This is a genomic window from Streptomyces sp. 17_S59 (genome assembly GCF_056930295.1).
Genome location: NZ_JBXOWD010000001.1, coordinates 6,066,941 through 6,084,888 on the forward strand (window position 1 = coordinate 6,066,941; position 17,948 = coordinate 6,084,888).

The 17,948-nt window shown below is 71.1% G+C and carries 7 protein-coding genes, 1 tRNA gene and 2 pseudogenes; 4 read left to right on the forward strand and 6 right to left on the reverse strand.

Annotated elements, in window-relative coordinates:
• Nucleotides 1-53: 53 nt before the first annotated feature.
• Nucleotides 54-3,326 carry an amidohydrolase family protein gene (locus tag AC1Z4A_RS27560; protein WP_483682569.1) on the reverse strand — a complete coding sequence of 1,091 codons (3,273 nt, stop codon included), beginning with the start codon at nt 3,324-3,326 and terminating at the stop codon, nt 54-56.
• A 370-nt stretch (nt 3,327-3,696) separates the two neighbouring features.
• On the opposite strand from AC1Z4A_RS27560, the gene AC1Z4A_RS27565 reads away from it, so the two are divergent.
• Nucleotides 3,697-3,770 (forward strand) — tRNA-Pro (locus AC1Z4A_RS27565).
• A gap of 197 nt (nt 3,771-3,967) precedes the next feature.
• Here the strand turns inward: AC1Z4A_RS27565 and AC1Z4A_RS27570 are convergent.
• The 4 genes and pseudogenes from AC1Z4A_RS27570 to AC1Z4A_RS27585 form a co-directional block, all read right to left on the reverse strand.
• The gene (locus tag AC1Z4A_RS27570) at nt 3,968-4,741 is read right to left on the reverse strand and encodes a tyrosine-type recombinase/integrase (RefSeq protein ID WP_483682570.1); all 774 of its coding nucleotides are present in this window, start codon (nt 4,739-4,741) and stop codon (nt 3,968-3,970) included.
• Between the two features lie 229 nt (nt 4,742-4,970).
• Nucleotides 4,971-5,803: pseudogene (locus AC1Z4A_RS27575) on the reverse strand (transposase family protein).
• 52 nt (nt 5,804-5,855) lie between these two features.
• Complete coding sequence (locus AC1Z4A_RS27580) at nt 5,856-6,311, reverse strand: hypothetical protein (protein ID WP_483682571.1); 456 nt, start codon at nt 6,309-6,311, stop codon at nt 5,856-5,858.
• A 366-nt stretch (nt 6,312-6,677) separates the two neighbouring features.
• Nucleotides 6,678-14,234, reverse strand: coding sequence for an SDR family NAD(P)-dependent oxidoreductase (locus tag AC1Z4A_RS27585; RefSeq protein WP_483682572.1), 7,557 nt, complete (start codon nt 14,232-14,234; stop codon nt 6,678-6,680).
• A 216-nt stretch (nt 14,235-14,450) separates the two neighbouring features.
• Here AC1Z4A_RS27585 and AC1Z4A_RS27590 point away from each other — a divergent pair, with 216 nt between their 5' ends.
• Nucleotides 14,451-15,590: an SDR family oxidoreductase gene (locus AC1Z4A_RS27590; protein WP_483682573.1), complete on the forward strand. Its 1,140-nt coding sequence runs from the start codon at nt 14,451-14,453 to the stop codon at nt 15,588-15,590.
• Nucleotides 15,591-15,840: 250 nt separating this feature from the next.
• Here the strand turns inward: AC1Z4A_RS27590 and AC1Z4A_RS27595 are convergent, their stop codons facing one another.
• Complete coding sequence (locus tag AC1Z4A_RS27595) at nt 15,841-16,866, reverse strand: tyrosine-type recombinase/integrase (protein WP_483682574.1); 1,026 nt, start codon at nt 16,864-16,866, stop codon at nt 15,841-15,843.
• 207 nt (nt 16,867-17,073) lie between these two features.
• On the opposite strand from AC1Z4A_RS27595, the pseudogene AC1Z4A_RS27600 reads away from it, so the two are divergent.
• A pseudogene (locus AC1Z4A_RS27600) lies at nt 17,074-17,355 on the forward strand (amidohydrolase family protein); the annotation flags it as partial.
• A gap of 265 nt (nt 17,356-17,620) precedes the next feature.
• A complete protein-coding gene (locus tag AC1Z4A_RS27605; protein ID WP_483683800.1) occupies nt 17,621-17,929 on the forward strand; it encodes a hypothetical protein in 309 nt (102 codons plus the stop codon).
• The last annotated feature ends 19 nt before the right edge of the window (nt 17,930-17,948 follow it).

Consider the following 17,948-nt stretch of genomic DNA (forward strand, 5'->3'; position numbering starts at 1 on the left):
GGTGCCGGGGCAGACACCAAACGCCTTCCCCGGCACACCGGCCTGCGCTCTGCTCAGTGCGTGAGCTGCTCCATGTCGCAGCAGGAGTCGCGGCGCAGCTGCCGCCCCACCTCCAGCCAGTCGGTGCGGTTGCCGGCCGCGCGCATCGCGGGGATCCGCACGGGCTCGTACGCGCCGACGAGCTTCTCCTGCTCGTACAGGACCCCGCCGCGCAGCACCGAGGACGTCCGTACGAGCGTGTCGAAGTCGGTGAACGGATCGCCGTCGATCACCGTGGCGTCGGCGAGCTTGCCGACCTCCAGCGTGCCCAGGTCCCGCTCCGCCCCGAACACCCGCGCGGGCACCACGGTCGCCGTGTGCAGCGCCTGGGCCGCCGACAGCCCGTACCGGTGCAGCGCGCGCAGCCCCATGTGCAGGGAGAGGCCCACGGGCACCAGCGGGGCGTCCGTGCCGAGGGCGACGAGGCCGCCGCCCGCCAGTACCCGCCGGTAGACCTCGACCTCCCGGCCCAGCGTGGTCAGCTGGTCGGCCGTCGGCGCCTGGCCGGCCGTCTGCCGGACGACCGCGGCGTCCCAGGGCGGCATCATGGCGGTCACCCGCGGGTCCTTCGCCAGGCCGGGATCGAGGCCGAGCAGTGGCACCGAGGTGAAGATCGTCGCGATCATGCGGAAGTCGGTGCCGGTGTAGACCTCCGCCAGGTCCTGGTACGAGCGGCCCGTCGCCGTCGTCGCGTGCCCGAACTCCAGCCGCTGGGTGGCCTGGAGATGGGTCGTCAGATCCTGGCCCAGCTGGACGCCGGGGGAGCACAGATGGCTGCCCGCACGCACCCCCAGCCGCTCGTGGGCGAAGCGGGCCGCCTCCTCCATCACCCAGCCCGGGGCCCGTACGTACGTCTTCACGAAGTCCCAGTCCAGGGCCGCGGCGCGGGACAGCGACCGGCGCAGCCCGTCCCTGGTGCGGTGCGCCCGGCCCATGGTGTACGCGACGCGCGGGCCGTCCAGCAGCTCCCCGGCGGTCAGCAGCCGGGGACCGGCCAGCTCCCCGGCCGCCACGGCCTCGCGCAGCCGGGCCTGCTCGTAGGCGAAGCCGCCGAGGGACACCGCCGTGGTGATCCCGTACGCCAGCTGGAGGGCGGTCTGCCGCCCGCCGTAGGTGTACTGCCAGGGGTGGGTGTGGGCGTCCCACAGGCCGGGGATCACCGTCTGCCGCGAGGCGTCGACCGTCCGCACGGCGGCCCGCCGGGGCCGGTGTGGCTCGACGGCGGCGATGCGCCCGTTCCGCACGACGAGGTCGACGTCCTCGCGCACCGCCGAGCCGGTTCCGTCCCAGAACCGGCCGGCGTGCACGACGGTGTCGGCGACGGCCGGACGGCGGTAGTCCAGCGCGACCCGGACCGTGCGGACCGAGCCGTCCCCGGTGTCCAGCAGCCGCAGCCGGCCGGCGGAGAGGTAGAGGAGCCGGCGCCCGTCGGCGGCCCAGGAGGGGTGGTCCGCGGCCTCGTCGGTCAGGCGGCGGGGCTCGCCGTCGGGCGTCCCGTCGGCCCGTACGGGCAGCAGCCACAGGGCGGACTCGCTGATCACCGCCATGCAGCGGCCGTCCGGGGACCAGACGGGGCCCGAGTCGTAGCGGTCGGAGACCGAGGCGTGCGGGGCGATGGCGTGCAGCCGGGCGGCGCCGGTGGCGGTGTCCACCACCCGGATGAGGTTGTAGCCCTCACGGAACCGCTGGTTCAGGCGGTTCCGGTCGCACAGCGCGACGAAACGGCCGTCGGGCGACCAGCTCGGCCTGCCCGGCAGCCCGCCCCCGCCGAGCGGGGCCACCAGGACTCGCTCCTTGCCGGTGGCGAGGTCCTTCACCAGAAGATTTCCCGACATGTCCAGGCAGGCGAGCCGCCCCCCGTCCGGCGACAGCGCGGGGTGCACGCGCCCGCCGTCGGCCAGCACCGTCTCCTCGCCCGAGGCGAGGTCGTGGTGGCGCACCGCGAGCAGCCCGCCCCGGTCGTCGGCGTAGACCAGTGCCTTCCCATCGCGCGACCAGGAGGGCGCCAGGAGGTAGCGGGTGGGGTCGGCCGTCACCACCCGGCGCGGCGCCCGGCCGCCGGAGACGTCCGCGACCCAGAGCGAGTTGAGTGCCGCGAAGGCGACCTGACGGGCGTCGGGGGAGAGCGCGGGCAGGTGCAGCGCCCGCACCGGGCGGACTCCGCCGCCGTCGAAGTCGTACTGCTTGACCCGGTAGCGCGGCCGGTCGACCGGGAGCTTCGCGGAGAAGGGGATCGTGACCGAGGGCATGGCCCGGGCGTCGGGCGGGGTGGGGGAGGGGGCGGCCGAGGGGTGGGGGAGCGAGTCGGCGGCCGGGGCGGCGCCGGCACCCAGGGCCTCCGGCCGGATGATCCGGAACTCGCCGCTCACGGTCAGCAGCAGCTCGTCACGCGAGACCCAGCGCGGCGGCACCGGCTCCACGTCCCCGTCGACCGGCACCGCGGCCCCGTCCACGACGAGCGTGCAGGAGGCGGCGGGGGCGGGCGTCGTCCGCAGATAGGCCAGCCGCCCGGCGGGCGACACGGCCGGGGTCATCACCTGTCCGGTGCCGCCGTCGGCGTGCTCCACGCGCACCGGCCCGCGTCCGTCGGCGGGCACGGACACGACCGTACGCGCCTCCAGCCCGGCCGCCCCGACCCGCGCCCGCACGAACAGCACCCGCGTGCCGTCGGGCGACCAGACCGGGTCGAAGTCCTCCCAGGCCCCGTCCTGCGCGGGCCCGCTCTGCCCGGCCACTCCGGAGATCCGGACCAGTGCACCCGACCGCACGTCCACGACCCACACCCGGTACGGGCTGCCCGCCACCGGGTCGCCGTCGCGCTCGGAGGCGAAGGCGATCCGCGTGCCGTCCGGCGACCAGGCCGGCCCCCGGTCGTCCCACGGGCCGTCCGTGAGCTGCCGCAGCTCGGAGCCGTCCGGCCGCAGCGTCCAGATATGGAAGCCCCCGCCCCGGTACGCGCACACCGCGAGCCTGCGGCCGTCGGGCGAGTACACCGGCCGGGTCGGCTCGAGATCGGCCGGGGTGATCGCGACGGCGTCCCCGCCCTTGCGGGGGACGGACCACAGGACGTTCTGCACCTCGGCGATCAGCCGGTCACCGGCGGGGGAGAGCGTCCCCGCCCCGTTCGTGGCCTCCCTGAACGACAGCACGGCCGCCGCCCGCCCGGTCCTCCCCGCCTCCGCAGCGGCGGCAACGGCATCCACGGGCAACGCGACGGCCGCACCCGCCACGGCGGCGGTCCCGGCCGCCGCCTGCAGGAATCTCCGCCGGGAGAGGGTGGTGTCCAACTGTCCTCCTGGGTCGGGGTGTTGAGGTGCTGGAAGGCGGCTCGGCATCGGAAAGTCGGAAATGCCGATGGTCGCACGTATCCCGGGTCGAAGGTCAACAGAGAGCTGTTCACTTGGACGGGGGCGGGGGTGTGGTGTGGGGCCGGAGGGAGGAAGGGGGCAGCCGGGTTTCACCCGAATGGGTGGGGTGGACGGGGGCGGCCCGGGCCTGGGAGGGGTCTCGCCCCCCTCAAGCTCCACCGACCTGGGAGAACGGCGTGGGGGAACAAGATCCACAGGCTTGGCGAAAGCCGTGCGCGAGCGGTCCGTGAAGTGCGGTATTGTTCTCATGCGCGGTCGGCAAGGGCGAAAGCCCGGGCCGGACGAGCACCGGGACGTGGCGCAGCTTGGTAGCGCACTTGACTGGGGGTCAAGGGGTCGTGGGTTCAAATCCCGCCGTCCCGACACGGAAAAACGCCCTCTGACCTGGGAGAAATCCCAGGTCAGAGGGCATTTTGCGTCTCGTTGAGAGCGGATCTATCTGACTACGTGTCAGGTGCTCGGGGACCAGCCTGGGGACCAGGGCGTCGGGAAAACCCCTGATCAGACCATGTTTCGCCGGGGACCAAGATCGCGAGTCATTTCGGGCGTTTGTGTAATTCTCACAACGCCTGGAGGCTGGCTGCCAGCGGCTTCGAGAGCGCCGGGGCGCCCCGGAGGTGCGTGCTGAGGGACTTGCCGGCGGCGACCAGAGCGCGCAGGTCGGGGTGGATGTAGCGCTGGGTGGTCTGCAGCGAACCGTGACCGGCGATGACGCGCAGGACGTACAGGGGGACGCCGGCGTCTGCCAGCCAGGTCAGGCCGGTGTGGCGCAGGCTGTGGCGGCGCAGGTGTTCGTAGCCGAGTGCGGCGACGACCTCGTCCCAGTGGGTGGCGTCCCGCAGGACGGCGGTGGTGATGCGACCGCCACGCGGCCCGGTGAACAGGCGGGCGTCGGGTCTGTGGCCGACGGCCAGGAGGCGCTGGGCGACCAGGGGGCGGACTTCCTCGATCAGCGGGATCCGCCGGGCCATCTTGCCCTTGGTGCCTTTGTCGATCAGTCCGCCCGGCCCCGGCGTGGTCTGCCATCGCACGGTCCAGATCCAGTTGACCGTGTCGATGTCGCGTGCCCTGACGCCGGAGACCTCGCCGATGCGTGCGGCGGTGCACGCGGCGAAGGTGACCACGCTGCCCCAGCCCACGTACTGCCCGTAGGAGCGGTCCACCAGGGCGTCGGCGAGGCTGACCAGAGTGCCCCAGTCGGACAGTGCGAGGGAGCGGGGGTTGTCGAGCTCGTCCTCGGCCTTCTTGAACTCGCTCTGCCAGCCGCTGATCCGGGCGGGGTTGACGGTGATGATGCCGTCGCGCTTGGCCTGCTCCATCACCCGGACCAGCACGGCCAGGCTGTTCTTGACCGATGAGCGACCTGCACCGTCGGCGATCCAGCCGTAGACGCTCCGGTCGACGGCGCCGTTGCTGACCAGGGTGGCGGGAATGTGGCCCAGGCTGGGTGTGACCCTCAGTGAGTTGCGTTCAACCTGAACGTGCAGGTCACGGGGGTGGCATGGGTGGGTGATGTCGTACTCGTGGCGGTCAGCGGCGGGTGTCTACGGTGAAGACCGTCGGTCAGCGGGCGATCTCGTGCTGGGTGAGGATCATCAGCGCCCGCACCAGTCGGGTGGCCCACTTCACGTCGAGGCGGAGCCGGGTCAGCACGCGCCAGTTCTTCAAGTGTGCAAACACGTGCTCGCACACCGCCCGTTCTGCCGCGATGAGTTGGTTGACCAGCTTCTTCGCCGGCGTGAGCTTCTTGCCCTTGGGCTTCTGTAGCCGGTGATGACCGCTGGGTCGCCCATGTCGTCGTCCAGGCCGACGAAGCCGAGGTCGGCGATCGCGGCGAGACCGGCCTCGCGCAGTCGGCCGACCAGGTCGTCGTGGCGGCACGCGGTGATCTCCGAGCCGCGCGCCGGGCGGGCGGTGGAGGTCCACAACAGCCGCCCCTTGACGTCGGTCAGGGCGATGACCAGCAGCCCGTGCCGCCTGTGCTTCGCCGACCAGCGGCGCTTCATGGGCAGGCCGGTGCGACGCTGGGTGGGTATCAGTGAGCCGTCGAGCAGCACGACGTTGCCACCCTCACGGGCGATTTTCGCCAGCACCCGCTCCAGCCGCGGCGCCCGCGCGGCCAGCAGCTCGATCGTCTCCTTCAGCCACCGGTCCACGGTGGTGCGGGAGACGTCGTTGCCGCCTGCGAGGACGGCAAGGCGCTGGTCATGCCGCAGCGCGGCCAGCACGATCACCGCGATCCGCCCGGCCGGGAGCTTGCGCCACCGGGAACGGATCTTCTTCAGGTGGGCGCTCAGCAGCCCGGTCAGGAAGCACAGGGTCTGCGTGGACAGCGGCAGCCGGCACTGATAGACAAGCCCGGTGTGGTCCCCGGCCGGGATGATGGTTGTAGGCATACCTCCTCAACCCGGGCCGGGGGCCCGCCCGTTACGGCCTGACGGGCGCGGATCACAGCCGGGTGATGAAAGTGCCGTTGGGCAGTTTGTGCAGCCAGCCCCGCCCGGCCAGCTTCGACAGCTTCCCCCGCAGCGGCTCCAGCCGGCCCGGCACCGAGGCGTCGATCCCCAGCCCGGCGCCGACCTCCTTGGCCATCACCGGCCCGCCCGCTGCCTGCGCGATCTGCAGCATCCGCTGGTAGTCGCCGGGCAGCGCGGACGCATCCGACACCTCGCTGCGGTGCGGCACCTTCAGCACCGGCCGGCCCGCGACCTGCACCCGCTGCGGTGTCCCGGCGCCGGGCACGCCTGTGGCCTCGGCTTCCTGCTCGTACAGCCGCCGCAACACCCGCTCCGCGACCGCGAGTTCCTCGCGCTCGGCATCCACCTCAGCCAGCTGCTTGGCCAGCGCCTCAGCAAGCTGGTCCAGCTCGGCCCGGCGAGCTGCGATCTTCTCCAGCGACGACACGGTCTCCCCTCCCGAACGGCCCGACACCCCGCCGGTGATCGTAGGAACCCCATCACCGGCAGCGTGGCCAAAGCGGGAAACCCCCATTCCCGATCTGTCAGATGATCTACGCTCCAGACTCCCGCCCTCGACCAGGGCGAGTAGACCACCGGTCTCCCACGCCAGCGCCACTGACCAGCGGAGATTCAGGATGCGCAGTCCTCAATGAAGGGCCGAACAGGCCGCAGCAGAAGGGGGAGCCCCGCCACGCCCGGTCAGGGAGAGCCGCCAACCGCGGCAGAGCCGTCGTCCGACAACGGTGCTCGGGGGGTTTGGCCCGGGCGGCGCGGCTCCGGGACCGCCCTTGATGTGTGCCGTCCACCCGGTTCACTGGCGGACGGTGTCTCGCGTCCGGGTCCTGGTTTGGTGCGGCTGGTGTGAGGGCGACTGACCAGTCCCCGCCGGGGCCGTGGGCGCGGGAACATTCTGGTCCGGGTTCAGGCCGAGTCGGATGTAGACGAGTTGTGCGACGTCGGTGAGTGTGCCGTTGGCGTTGCGCAGCAGCTCCATGGGTGGAATTTCGATGCCGTAGCGGTTGTGCACCTTGACCAGCAATTCAGCGCCCATGAGGGAGTCGAGGCCGTAGCTGTCGACACGTGCGTGCGGATCGATGTCCTCGACGTCCATCTGGAGGACTTCGGCCAGCAGCCCTGCGAGGTGGCCGGTCAAGTGGACCAGGGCGTCCTGCCTGGACAACTGGCCGAGTGCGCGTACCAGTTCCTCCCTGCTGACCCCTACATCACCGGTGGCCTCCGGCACCAGGTCGGAGAAGCGCGGGCTGCCGGTCGTGGGGAAGAGTGTGCGTGCCCGGTTCCAGTCGGCCCGGGTCACCGAGGCGACACCGGCATCCGCGTCCAAGAGGGTCCCGGCGGTGGTGAATGCCTCGGCTGGAGGCACTGCTTCGAAGCCCATGCCCGCCATGCTCGTTGCGAGCTGGTTCCGGGCGACGAATCCCACATCGGCGATCGGGCCCCAGGCGATGGCCAGAGCGGGGCGGCCGGCGCGGCGCCGCTGTCGTGCGAGGGCTTCGAGGTAGAGATTGCCGGCCACGTACGGGGCTTGTTTGACGTTGCCGAGCGTGGTGACGAACGAGGAATACAGCAGGAACAGATCGCACTCGCGATCACGTGTCAGGATGTCCAGCACCGTGGCTCCGGCGATCTTCGGCAGCAGCACGGCGTTCGACCGCTCGATGCTGAGCGCGAGGAAGTCCTCGTCGTCCAGGTGCATGGCGCAGTGCACGACCCCTCGGAGCGGATGCCCGCCCGCGTCGATGCCGGCGACGAGTTCCGTCATCCGCGCCAAATCCGTGGCGTCGGCCGCGTGGGCGGTGGCCGTCACGCCGCGGCGTCGGAGCGCGGCGAGGACCGCGTCCGCCTCCGGGGCCTCCGGTCCGCGGCGGCTGACCAGGGCCAGGTGCCTGGCGCCGCAGTCGGCCAGCCACGCGGCGGTCGCCGCCCCGAAGCCGCCGGTCCCGCCGGTGACGAGGTACGTGCCTTCCGGGTCCAGTTGCGGGGCGCGGTGCAGGGGTTCCACCAGGGGCGGTTCGTCCAGGGCGTCGAAGGTGACCACGATCTTGCCCATGTGCCGGGAGTGCTGGAGGAGTTGGAAGGCGTCCGCGACGCGTGCCGCGGGGAAGACGTTGTGCGGCAGTGGACGGAATCCGCCCTTCAGAGCCGCTTCGGCGACCTCTGCGAGGAGTGCGGTGATGCCCTGGGGATCGGTGAGCACCTTCGACACGTCCATGCCGAAGAAGGCAATGTTGTTCAGGAACGGGCGCAGCAGCAGGGGTTTGTTCTCGAAGAGGTCACGCTTGCCCAGTTCGACGAAGCGGCCGCCTGGGCGGACCAGTTCCAGGCTGCGCACCATGCCCTCGCCGGCAAGGGAGTTGAGGACGACGTCGACGCCCTTGCCGCCGGTGATCTCCTTCACCTTTTCGGCGAATTCGAGGCTGCGTGAGTCCAGGACGTGTTCCACGCCGAGGCTGCGGAGCAGGCTGCGTTTGACGCTACTGCCCGCAGTGGCGATGACATGTGCGCCGCGCGCTGCCGCGTACCGGGTCGCGGCCAGGCCCACGCCTCCCGCTCCGCCGTGCACGAGCACGGTCTCCCCCGGCTGCAGGCGGACCAGGGTGCCGAGCGCGTACTGCACCGTGGCACAGGCCATGGGCAGGGTCGCCGCTTCCTGGTACGTCACCGGGTAGTCGTCCGGGAGGCGCCAGACGGACCGGGCATCGGCCAGGGTGTGCGAGGCGAGGAAGGCGGGCGCGAACCCGGCGATCCGGTCACCGGGCTGGAAATCGGTGACGCCCTCGCCGCAGGAGACCACGACGCCGGCTCCTTCCACCCCGGGGGACTGTGCGAGGACGGTGTCCTCGAACACCTCCTCCGGCAGCAGCCCGACCGCCTGCATCATGTCGCGGTAGTTCAGAGCGGCAGCCTTGACCTGGACGAGCACCTGTCCGGGACCGGGCTGCGGAAGGCCGGTCTCCTGCCAGGAGAGCCGGTAGGACAGGCCGGGGTTGGTGACCTTCAACGTGAACGCACGGTCGTGTCCGGCTGGTGCGGCCCAGGGGACGGCCACGGGGCGGACCTGCTCGCGGGGCACGAACCGGCCGTGGCGTGTCAGGACGATCTCGTCCTCCGCGCCGGGGTCGAGGAGTTCGCGGACGAGCCTGCGGGCGCCGTCCTCCGGATCCTCGGCGGGGGTCAGGGCGACCCTCCGGCACTGCAGTGCCGGGTACTCGTTCGCCAGGCAGCGGGCTGCGCCCCACAAGGCCGCAGCGACCGGCGGGGCATCGTCCGGGTCCGGGCCTGCGGCCAGGGCGGGGTTGGAGTCGCACACCAGCCAGATCTCCGGGCGGACGGCGCCGGGCAGGTCCAGGCAGGCGGCGGCCAGGGTGCGCAGCGTTTCCAGCCGGCCAGCCGTGTGCTGCACGATGGCGTCCGGTCCGCGCTCGTCCGCCGGCCCGAAGAGGAGCGTGATGGCGAGCGTTCCTGCCTGCGGGGCGGCACGCCCGAGCAGGCCGGCCCACTCCTGTTCGGTGGACCCGGCTGCTACCGGGCCGGTGGCGGCGTTGCCCGCCCGGGCGAGGGCCTCGACCGTGGCGCCTGCCAGTGGCGTGACGCTGTCGGCCGCGGAGGCGACCAGGTGGTGGGTGCCGGCCCGGAGGGCAGGCATGGCTGCTGCGGGTGTGGTGCACGGCGGTCCGGCGGGGGTGGCGGCGAGGATGACGGAGCTGCCCTCGCGCAACGGGGCCTGGTCGTGGCCGGTCCGGGCGATACCTGAGAACCCGCAGTCCGTGAGCATCCCGGGCCACCGGTCCCGGGACAACAGAGGTGAGTCGGGCCGCACATCGGTGTCGTCGCGTGTGTGATAGCTGTCCAACGTTCCGAAGATCGGCAGAGGCAGGTCTTCGGTGTGCGGCTCGATGGCGAGGAGGTGGCCACCGGGCGCCAGCAGTGCGGAGAGCCTGCGCAGCGCATCCGGCAGGTGCTTCGCGGTGTGCAGCGCATGCGCGGCCACCACCAGGTCGAAGGAGTGCGCACGGTAGCCCTGCTCTGCGGCATCCACGTCGAGGTCGAAGGTGCGGTACTCGACGAAGTCGTAGCCGGCGAAGCGGGCTTGGGCCCGGGGCAGGAAGTACGCGGAGACGTCGGTGAAGTGGTAGCGGGTACGGTCTGCCGGAAGCAGGGGCAACAGTGCGGCGGCCGTGCCTCCGGTGCCCGCGCCGACTTCCAGGATCCGCAGGGGGCGGTCCGTCGGCCAGCGTCGCACGATCTCCCGGAGCAGCGTCTGGACGATGCGGTTGTGGAAGCGGCAGAACGGCGCAATGTCGTAGAACAGCTCCAGAACCTTGCTGGTGGAGTCCTCGACCAGCAGGTCCAGCGGATCCTCGACGCCGCGCAGGATGGCTTCGAGACGCTGGGCCTGGTGGGTGAACAGCGCCAGCTCCACGCAGTGCCGGGGGCTGCTGTCGACGATCTCCCACCCGTCGGTCATGGGCGCGGTGTGCTCACAGGTCAGGCGCAGCCGGCCGTCCGGACGCCGCTCGGCGAGCCCGCACTTCACCAGTTCCGGTGCCGCCCAGCGTTCCAGGCGGCGGTACTTTTCCGTGTCGAATCCCGCGGCGGCGAGGTCGTCCGCGGTGAACGGGGCGGCCGGGGCGGGCAGCGCGCAGGCGACCGTGGACGCGAAGGCACGCAGGAAGTGCTTGACGGCGAGCGGGAGGAACCGGTCCCAGCGCAGCTCGCGCCCGTCGGCACGCAACCGTTCGATGTCCCCGGCGCAGGCGGCGGCGAGCTCGTGCGGTGCAGGCAGCGGGGAGGGGCCGGCTGGTTCCTCCGGGGGCGGTGCGGCACGCAGGACGGTGTGAGTGATCTGCGGCGAACGGCGCCGGTCGGAGGCGATACGGCGCAGGCGGCAGCCCTCGAGCTGTACGGTCACGGTGCCGTCGGGGTCCGTGACGAGGATGTCCCAGCACACCTCTTCGTGTGTGCGGGACCGTTCCCGGACCGCGAAGCAGCCCGTCGTCGACGGGGCGGCCCAGACGCGGACGGCTCGGATGCTGCAGGGCAGGTACGCCAGGCCCGCCCCGAGCCGGCCGAGGAGCAGCGCGACGCCGGTCTGCAACGCCCCGTCCAGGAGAGCCGGGTGAACGATGTAGGGGTCCCCCGGAGCGTCATGCGTGTAGCGCGCGATGGCCATGCCCGGTCCTGTGTGCAACTCGCCGAGGACCTGGAAGCCGGGCCCGTAGCACAGGCCCACGCCCGCGCACGAGGCGTAGAAGTGCTCCGGCTCGATCCGCTCGGTGCACCGGGCGCGCCAGGCATCCGGATCCGTGGCCGCCGGACGCCGGGCCAGCAGAGTACGGACCCGGGCACGGGCGTGCGTGCCGGCCGTGTGCGGATCGCCGCTGGAGATGAGGACCGTACCGTCATCCGGGTTGAACACCGTCTGGACACGGGTGCCGGAGGCGTCCTCCCAGGGCACGACCAGACCCCGGGCGATGTCGAGGTATTCGACCTCTGCAGCGGTGCCCAGCGCCAGCTCTCCGGCCGCCAGGCACATTTCCACGAACGCGGTGGCCGGCACCAGGACCGGTCCGCCCACACGATGGCCGGTCAGCCAGGGCACGACGGCCGGCTCGACGGCTCCGGCCCAGGCCGGGACGGGGGCTTCCGTCCGTGCCCCCAGCAGCGGATGCTCCCGCCTGCCGGCTCCCGCCCACCGCCCCGTGTCGTTCCCCCAGTGCCGCTCACGCTGCCAGGGATAAGCGGGCAGAGCCACCGGCCGGCCGGGACGCGGGAAGTACCGGTCCCAGTCGGTGCGCGCGCCCGCTGCGACCAGAGCGGCCCGGGCCGTGGCAAGAGCGTGCGGCCCGTCGGCCCCGCGGCGCAGTGTCGGCACCACCGCGACGGTGCTCCGGGGGCGCGTCTCGGCGATGCGGTGCAGATAGGGACGCAGCACCGGGTGCGGACCGATCTCCAGGAAGACGTCGGCTCCGTCCTCGATCAACTGCTCCACGGCGTCCTTGAAGCGCACCGGTCGGCGCACGTTGCTCCACCAGTACTCCGCATCCAGATCCTGCCCGTTGGTCTGAGCACCGGTCACCGTGGAGTAGAAGGGAACGGCCGCCGCAGAAGGATCGAACCCCGCAAGGCCGTCTTGCAAGGGCTCTCGCAGCGGGTCCATGGCCCGGCTGTGAAAGGCGTACCCGATGCCCAGATCGCGGAAGAAGACGGCGCGCTCCTGCAGAGCGGCACCGAAGTCGGCCAGCGCGGCAGCGGCGCCGACGACGGTGACGTCTCCGGGGCCGTTGACCCCGGCGATCTCCAACCCCCGCCCGAAGGAGCGAAGTTCCTCGGCGGCGCGCTCCTCGCCCAGGCCGACTGCAGCCATCCGCCCACTGCCGGCGGCCCTGGCCTGTGTCCGACTGCGCACGGCGGCCAAGCGGGCTGCCTGGCCGAGGGAGAGGGCCCCGCAAGCGCAGGCCGCGGCCACCTCTCCCACACTGTGGCCCACCACCATCGCAGGGCGCACCCCTTGTGCACGCAGCATGGCGATGACGCCGAGTTGCACGGCGAACAGCAGGGGCTGGGCCACCTCCGTCGCCTCCAGCCGCCACTGCTCGGCCGGCGCTGCCAGCTGCTCGGCCACGGACCAGCCCAGCCACGGCGCCAGTTCGGCGTCGGCTTCCACGATCGTCTCGCGGAAGACCGGGTCGGCTCGGAACAGGTCGGCCGCCATGCCCGCCCACTGGGACCCGTTTCCCGCGAAGACGAAGGCGATACGGCCGACGCCGACCGCCGTGCCCGTTCGGTGGAGGTCGCCCTGGGCGAAGTCGGCGAACTGCTGCGCCGCTTGGGCGGGGGTGCGGGCGAAGACGGCGGCGCGGTGCTCGTGCAGGGCGCGGCGACGGCAGGAGGTGTACGCCAGGTCGTAGAAGTCCTCCGGAGCGGCCGAGGCCAGGTGGCCGGCCATCCGGGAGACGGCTTCACCCAGCGCCCGCGGGGTACGGGCGGAGACCACGACGGGCAGTCCCTCGGGAGGCATCGGGCTCGCGGGGAGCTCGGGGGCCGGCGGCGCAGCCGCCACGATGACGTGGGCGTTGGCGCCGCCGAAGCCGAAGGAGTTGACCCCGGCCACCGCGCGGTCGGTGGCGGGCAGCGGGCAGTTCTTGTCGGCCAGACGGAGGCCGAGACCGGTGAAGTCGATGCCGGGGTGGGGATTTTCGGCGTACAGGGAGGCCGGCACCATTCGGTGCTCGAGCACCAGCAGGGCCTTGCACAGCCCGGCCATGCCGGAGGCGGGTTCGAGGTGGCCCAGGTTGGTCTTGACCGAGCCGATCAGCAGCTCCCCGCCGATCCGGCGGATGCCCAGGGCGCGCCCGATCGACTGGGCCTCCGCCGGGTCGCCCACGGGCGTGCCCGTGCCGTGCGCCTCGACGTAGACCAGCTCGTCCGGGCGCACACCGAAGTCCGCGTACACCCGCCGCAGCAGGTCCTCCTGGGCCTCGGCATCCGGCAGGGAGAGGCCCATCGTCCTGCCGTCGCAGTTGCTGGCGCTGCCCAGAATCACACCGCGCACCCGGTCCCCGTCGGCCAGGGCGTCGTCCAGCGGTTTGAGCAGCACCATGCCGCCGCCCTCGGCCCGGACGAATCCGTCGGCGTCCGCGGAGAACGATGCGCACGCCCCGCGCCGCGACAGCATCGCGGCCTGCGAGAAGCCGACGTAGAGGTACGGACTGATCAGGATGTTCGCCCCGCCGCACAGGGCGGTACGGCTGGTGCCGTCCCACAGGGTGCGGCAGGCCCGGTCCAGGGCGACCAGCGAGGAGGAGCACGCGGTGTCCACCGCCATGCTCGGGCCGCGCAGGTCGAACGTGTGGGAGAGCCGGTTTGCGGCGATCGATGAGGCCACGCCGGAGATCGTGTAGGGGCCGATCATCCGTGGCTCCTGCATCTGCAGGGCCCCGTAGGAGGCGTCCGAGATGCCGATGTAGACCGCGGTGTCACCGCCGGCCAGGGAAGCCGGCGCGATCGAGGCATCGTCGAAGGCCTCCGTTGCCAGCTCCAGCAGGAGGCGGTGCTGCGGGTCCACGTGCGCGGCTTCCTTCGGCGAGATGCCGAAGTAGCCGGCGTCGAAGTCCGTGATGTTGTCGAGGAACCCTCCGGCCGCGGTGTAGCTCTTTCCCGGCCTCGGCATGGCCGGATCCACGAACACGCCGACATCGAACCGGTCTTCCGGAACCTTGCCGACCAGGTTGCGTCCCTGCCGCAGGGCTTTCCACAGGTCATCGAGACCGTTGATGCCGCCGGGCAAGCGGCATGACGCCCCCACGATGGCGATGGGCTGTGGAACATCGGCCCGCGGCTTGGACATGGGCACGGCCTCTCTTGCCAGGAGGGATGACAACACGACGTACACCAGGTCGAGTTGACGTCTGCCCTGAGCCGCCGCGGAGGATGTTTCCGGCGGCACGTTTCACCCGAATCAGTGATGGGTTGCCTCAAACTCCCTGTCCTGCCCTAAAGTTGAACGTTACTCCCTCGCGCTGCCGAAGCGGCCGACGCTGCCGACCCAGAGGAGCCCTGCCACGTGTCCGAACTGCTCACCGGTGCAACCGGGTTCCTCGGCTGCCGTCTCCTGCGCGAGCTCCTGGCCGACAGGCCGGAAGAGACATTCACCGTGCTGGGCCGCGGCACGGCACAACAGCTGCGCGAGCGCACCGAATCCGCGGTGACATGGCTCGACAGCCCCCCGCTCCCGCCCGGGGCACTGGAGCGGGTGCGCTATGTCGGCGCCGACATCATCGATCCGGGTCTCGGTCTGCCTTCCGAAGACCGCGCACGGATCGTCGACGGTCTGACCACCGTGTGGCACGGCGCAGCCCGATTGGCTCTCGAAGGCGACCCCGTCCCGCTCTACAAGACCAATGTTCTCGGTACCCGGCATGTCCTTCAGCTCGTCGAAGAGGCACCCCGGGCTCACATGGCCCACATCAGCACCGCTTTCGTGGCCGGCCGACGCCGTCAGGGCTGCATCAAAGAGGACCTGTCGGAGAACGAGGAGTTCGAGACCGCCTACGAGGAGACCAAGCACACCGCCGAACGCCTCGTGCACGCCTGGGCACGGTCGGCCCCCCGGCGCACGGCAACCATCCTGCGACCGAGTCTGCTGGTCACCGACCGGCGCGTACCCCAAGGGCTTCCCGGCCAGCCGCTCGATATTTTGTTTCGGGTCGTCGACGACATCCTGCGCGGCAAAGCGGGTCACGCCAAGGCCGCGGACCGGCTCCTCGCCCGCGCGCACCGCCGCGGCGACGAGTTCCGCCTGCGCCTCACCGGCGACCCCCGGGCCACTCTCAACCTGCTCCAGGCGGACTACGCCGTCCGCGCCATGGTCCGGGCGGTCCGCTCCCGAGCCGGCGAACCCGGCCTGCGCACCATGCACGTGACCCACCCGGTCAACACGGGTCTCGGTGTCGCCTTCGCGGCCTTCGAGTCCCGGTACCCCGGTCTGGCCGTATCCCTGGAGAGCTCCGTTCCGGCCCCGACGCGCTACGAGACGAGCATCCACCAGCACGGCGCCCGGATGCTCGAATACGCCATGCACCGCCGCACGTACGACCGCACACACCTGCTCCAGGCCATCGGCGGCCTCCCGGACCCCGAACCCATCGACCAGGCCTACCTCTTGCGTGCCTTCGGCTATGCCGGGAAACCGCTCCTCGCATAGGAGAACCTCGCCGACGCAATTGCGAGAACGTGCCGCAGGCGGCGCTACGTTCGTGTTGTCGTCGGCTGACAAACCTTGAACTGCGCGAGGCGGCCGAGGTGATGGAGGAGCTGGGGACCCTTCGGGGACCACGCGTCATGCGCGTAAACGGACAACCAGCGCTTTATCTAACGAAATTTCACGGCAATTTGCGCTGATTGTCAGGGATTTGACGGCCCCGCACTTGACTGGGGGTCAAGGGGTCGTGGGTTCAAATCCCGCCGTCCCGACCAGCGATTTTCGCAGGTCGGAGGCCGTTTCCTCGTGATGAGGGAACGGCCTTTCTGATGTTACGTCGGTTTGTGGTCGCAATGTGGTCGCACGTGCTCACCGCTGCCGGGATCGGACGTGGGAGAGTGGGTGGCCGGTCGGCCTGGGTGAGGGTTTTGTCGATGGCGTCGACGGCTTCGCGGGCGGCCTGAGTGGTGAGATGGCTGTAAACGTTCGCGGTCGTGGAGAGCGTCGAGTGTATATAGAGGACGCGCTTGTCGAGGCGGACGTCGTCCCAGCCCAGAGCGAGTGCTTCTCCCTTGCGGATGCCGGTGCCGATGAGGACCTCGACAAGATCGGCCATGAGCGGATCGGCCGTATGGCAGTACCGCAGGAAGGCCACAGCCTCGTCGACGGTCCAGATGTGACGCTCGGCGGCTGCCGGCCGGGGGATGAGCGTGGGCCGGGCGGGGTTGTGGTCGAGCCGGTGGTGCCGGACAGCCTCGCCGAGTGCGCTCGACAAGGTGGCGAGGATCCGGTGAACGGTGACTGGCCCCCGTCCGCGCGAGAGCTGCGCTCGGACGAAGGCCGCGATGTGACCGTAGCCGAGATCGTCGAGCTTGTTTTTCCCGAGCGCGGGGACGAGATCGTCTTCGACGTAGGCGCGGTAGCGGACCGTGGTCGTCGGCTTCAAGGTCATGGCCTTGGCCTGGAGCCAGGCAATCAGGTAGTCGGCGACCGTCTGGTTCGGATCGGCGAGAAGACCCGCACCAGCGGTGTCGATCAGGCGCCGCAGGGCCTGTGCGGCGGTGTCCCGGTCGGGGAAGCCGCCACGACGGACGGTGTGACGCCCCGGCGCGCACTGAGGGACATCGAGGGCGAACGTCCGCGTGCCATGATCAGGATCGGCGAGGAGTCGTGGACAGCTTCGAAGTGATCCGAGCTGCTTGTGCAGCTGGTCCCGGCAGCTGCAGCGCCGGTAGACGCGCCCCCGAGAAGCGGCGGAGCGCATGATGATCGCTTCCAAAGGTTGCGCATTGAACTGCTAGTCCCAGTGTCGACCTGAGGGCTGCGGTTCGTGCGACCGCATGCGACCACAGCAGCGTCCGCGCTGTGCCTGACCTGCAGGTATCTCTTGGCGGCAACCCGGCCCAGGACATCACCGCCATCGGCCGTGTCCACCAGGTGATCCGAAGCGGCCGAGTCGTCTTCGAGAGCGAGGGAGCGTGACCACGTGACGAAGATCGACGTCCATCACCACTTCCTGCCCGACTTCTACCGCCAGGCGCTGATCGACAACGGGCACTCCCGCCCCGACGGCATCTGGGGCATCCCCGGCTGGGACGAGACCTCCGCCCTCCGGATGCTCGACGAGGCCGGGATCGCCAAGGTGTACCTGTCGATCTCCTCCCCCGGAGTCCACTTCGGCGACGCAGCCGCGGCCCGTGTTCTGGCCCGGCGGGTCAACGAGGAGGCCGCGCGGCTCGCGCGCGCCCACCCGGGCCGGTTCGGGTTCTTCGCCTCGACGCCGCTGCCCGACATCGACCGAGCCCTGACGGAGATGGAGCGTCACCCCGGCCTCCGCGTGATTGTCCCGCACGCCGGTGCCGTCCTGCCCGCCGTCGCCTCGCGCGTCGACGTCATCGGCGCGCGCACGGCCGGCAAGGAACACCAGCAGCCGATGCGCACCGCCCTGCGCACGCTCCACTTCGAACTGGCGGGCATGCCCCTGCCCGAGATGCTGCGGGGCCACCCAGCAGAACGGCAACGAGCTGGACTACATGGTCGCCAACGTCGACACCGGCAACTGGCAGGCGACGGTCAACCCCAACTACGGCAGCGACCACTGGCCCGCCAGCTTCGGCTCCCTCCAAGCAGCGGCCGGGCCACGGCAGTTCACCACCCATGCCGACAACAGCAGCCGGCTGCTCGACGTCTACCGTGGGAACAACGTCAACGGCACCCATGTGATCACCTACCACGCCACCGGCGGCGACGGTGATGCAGCAGCCTTCGCGAAGTCGACTTGGACCGCCTTCGTCAACAACATCGGCTCGGTTGTGGTCGTGGAGACCAGCGGTCCATGGTGAGTTCGGCTGCTCGCGGCCG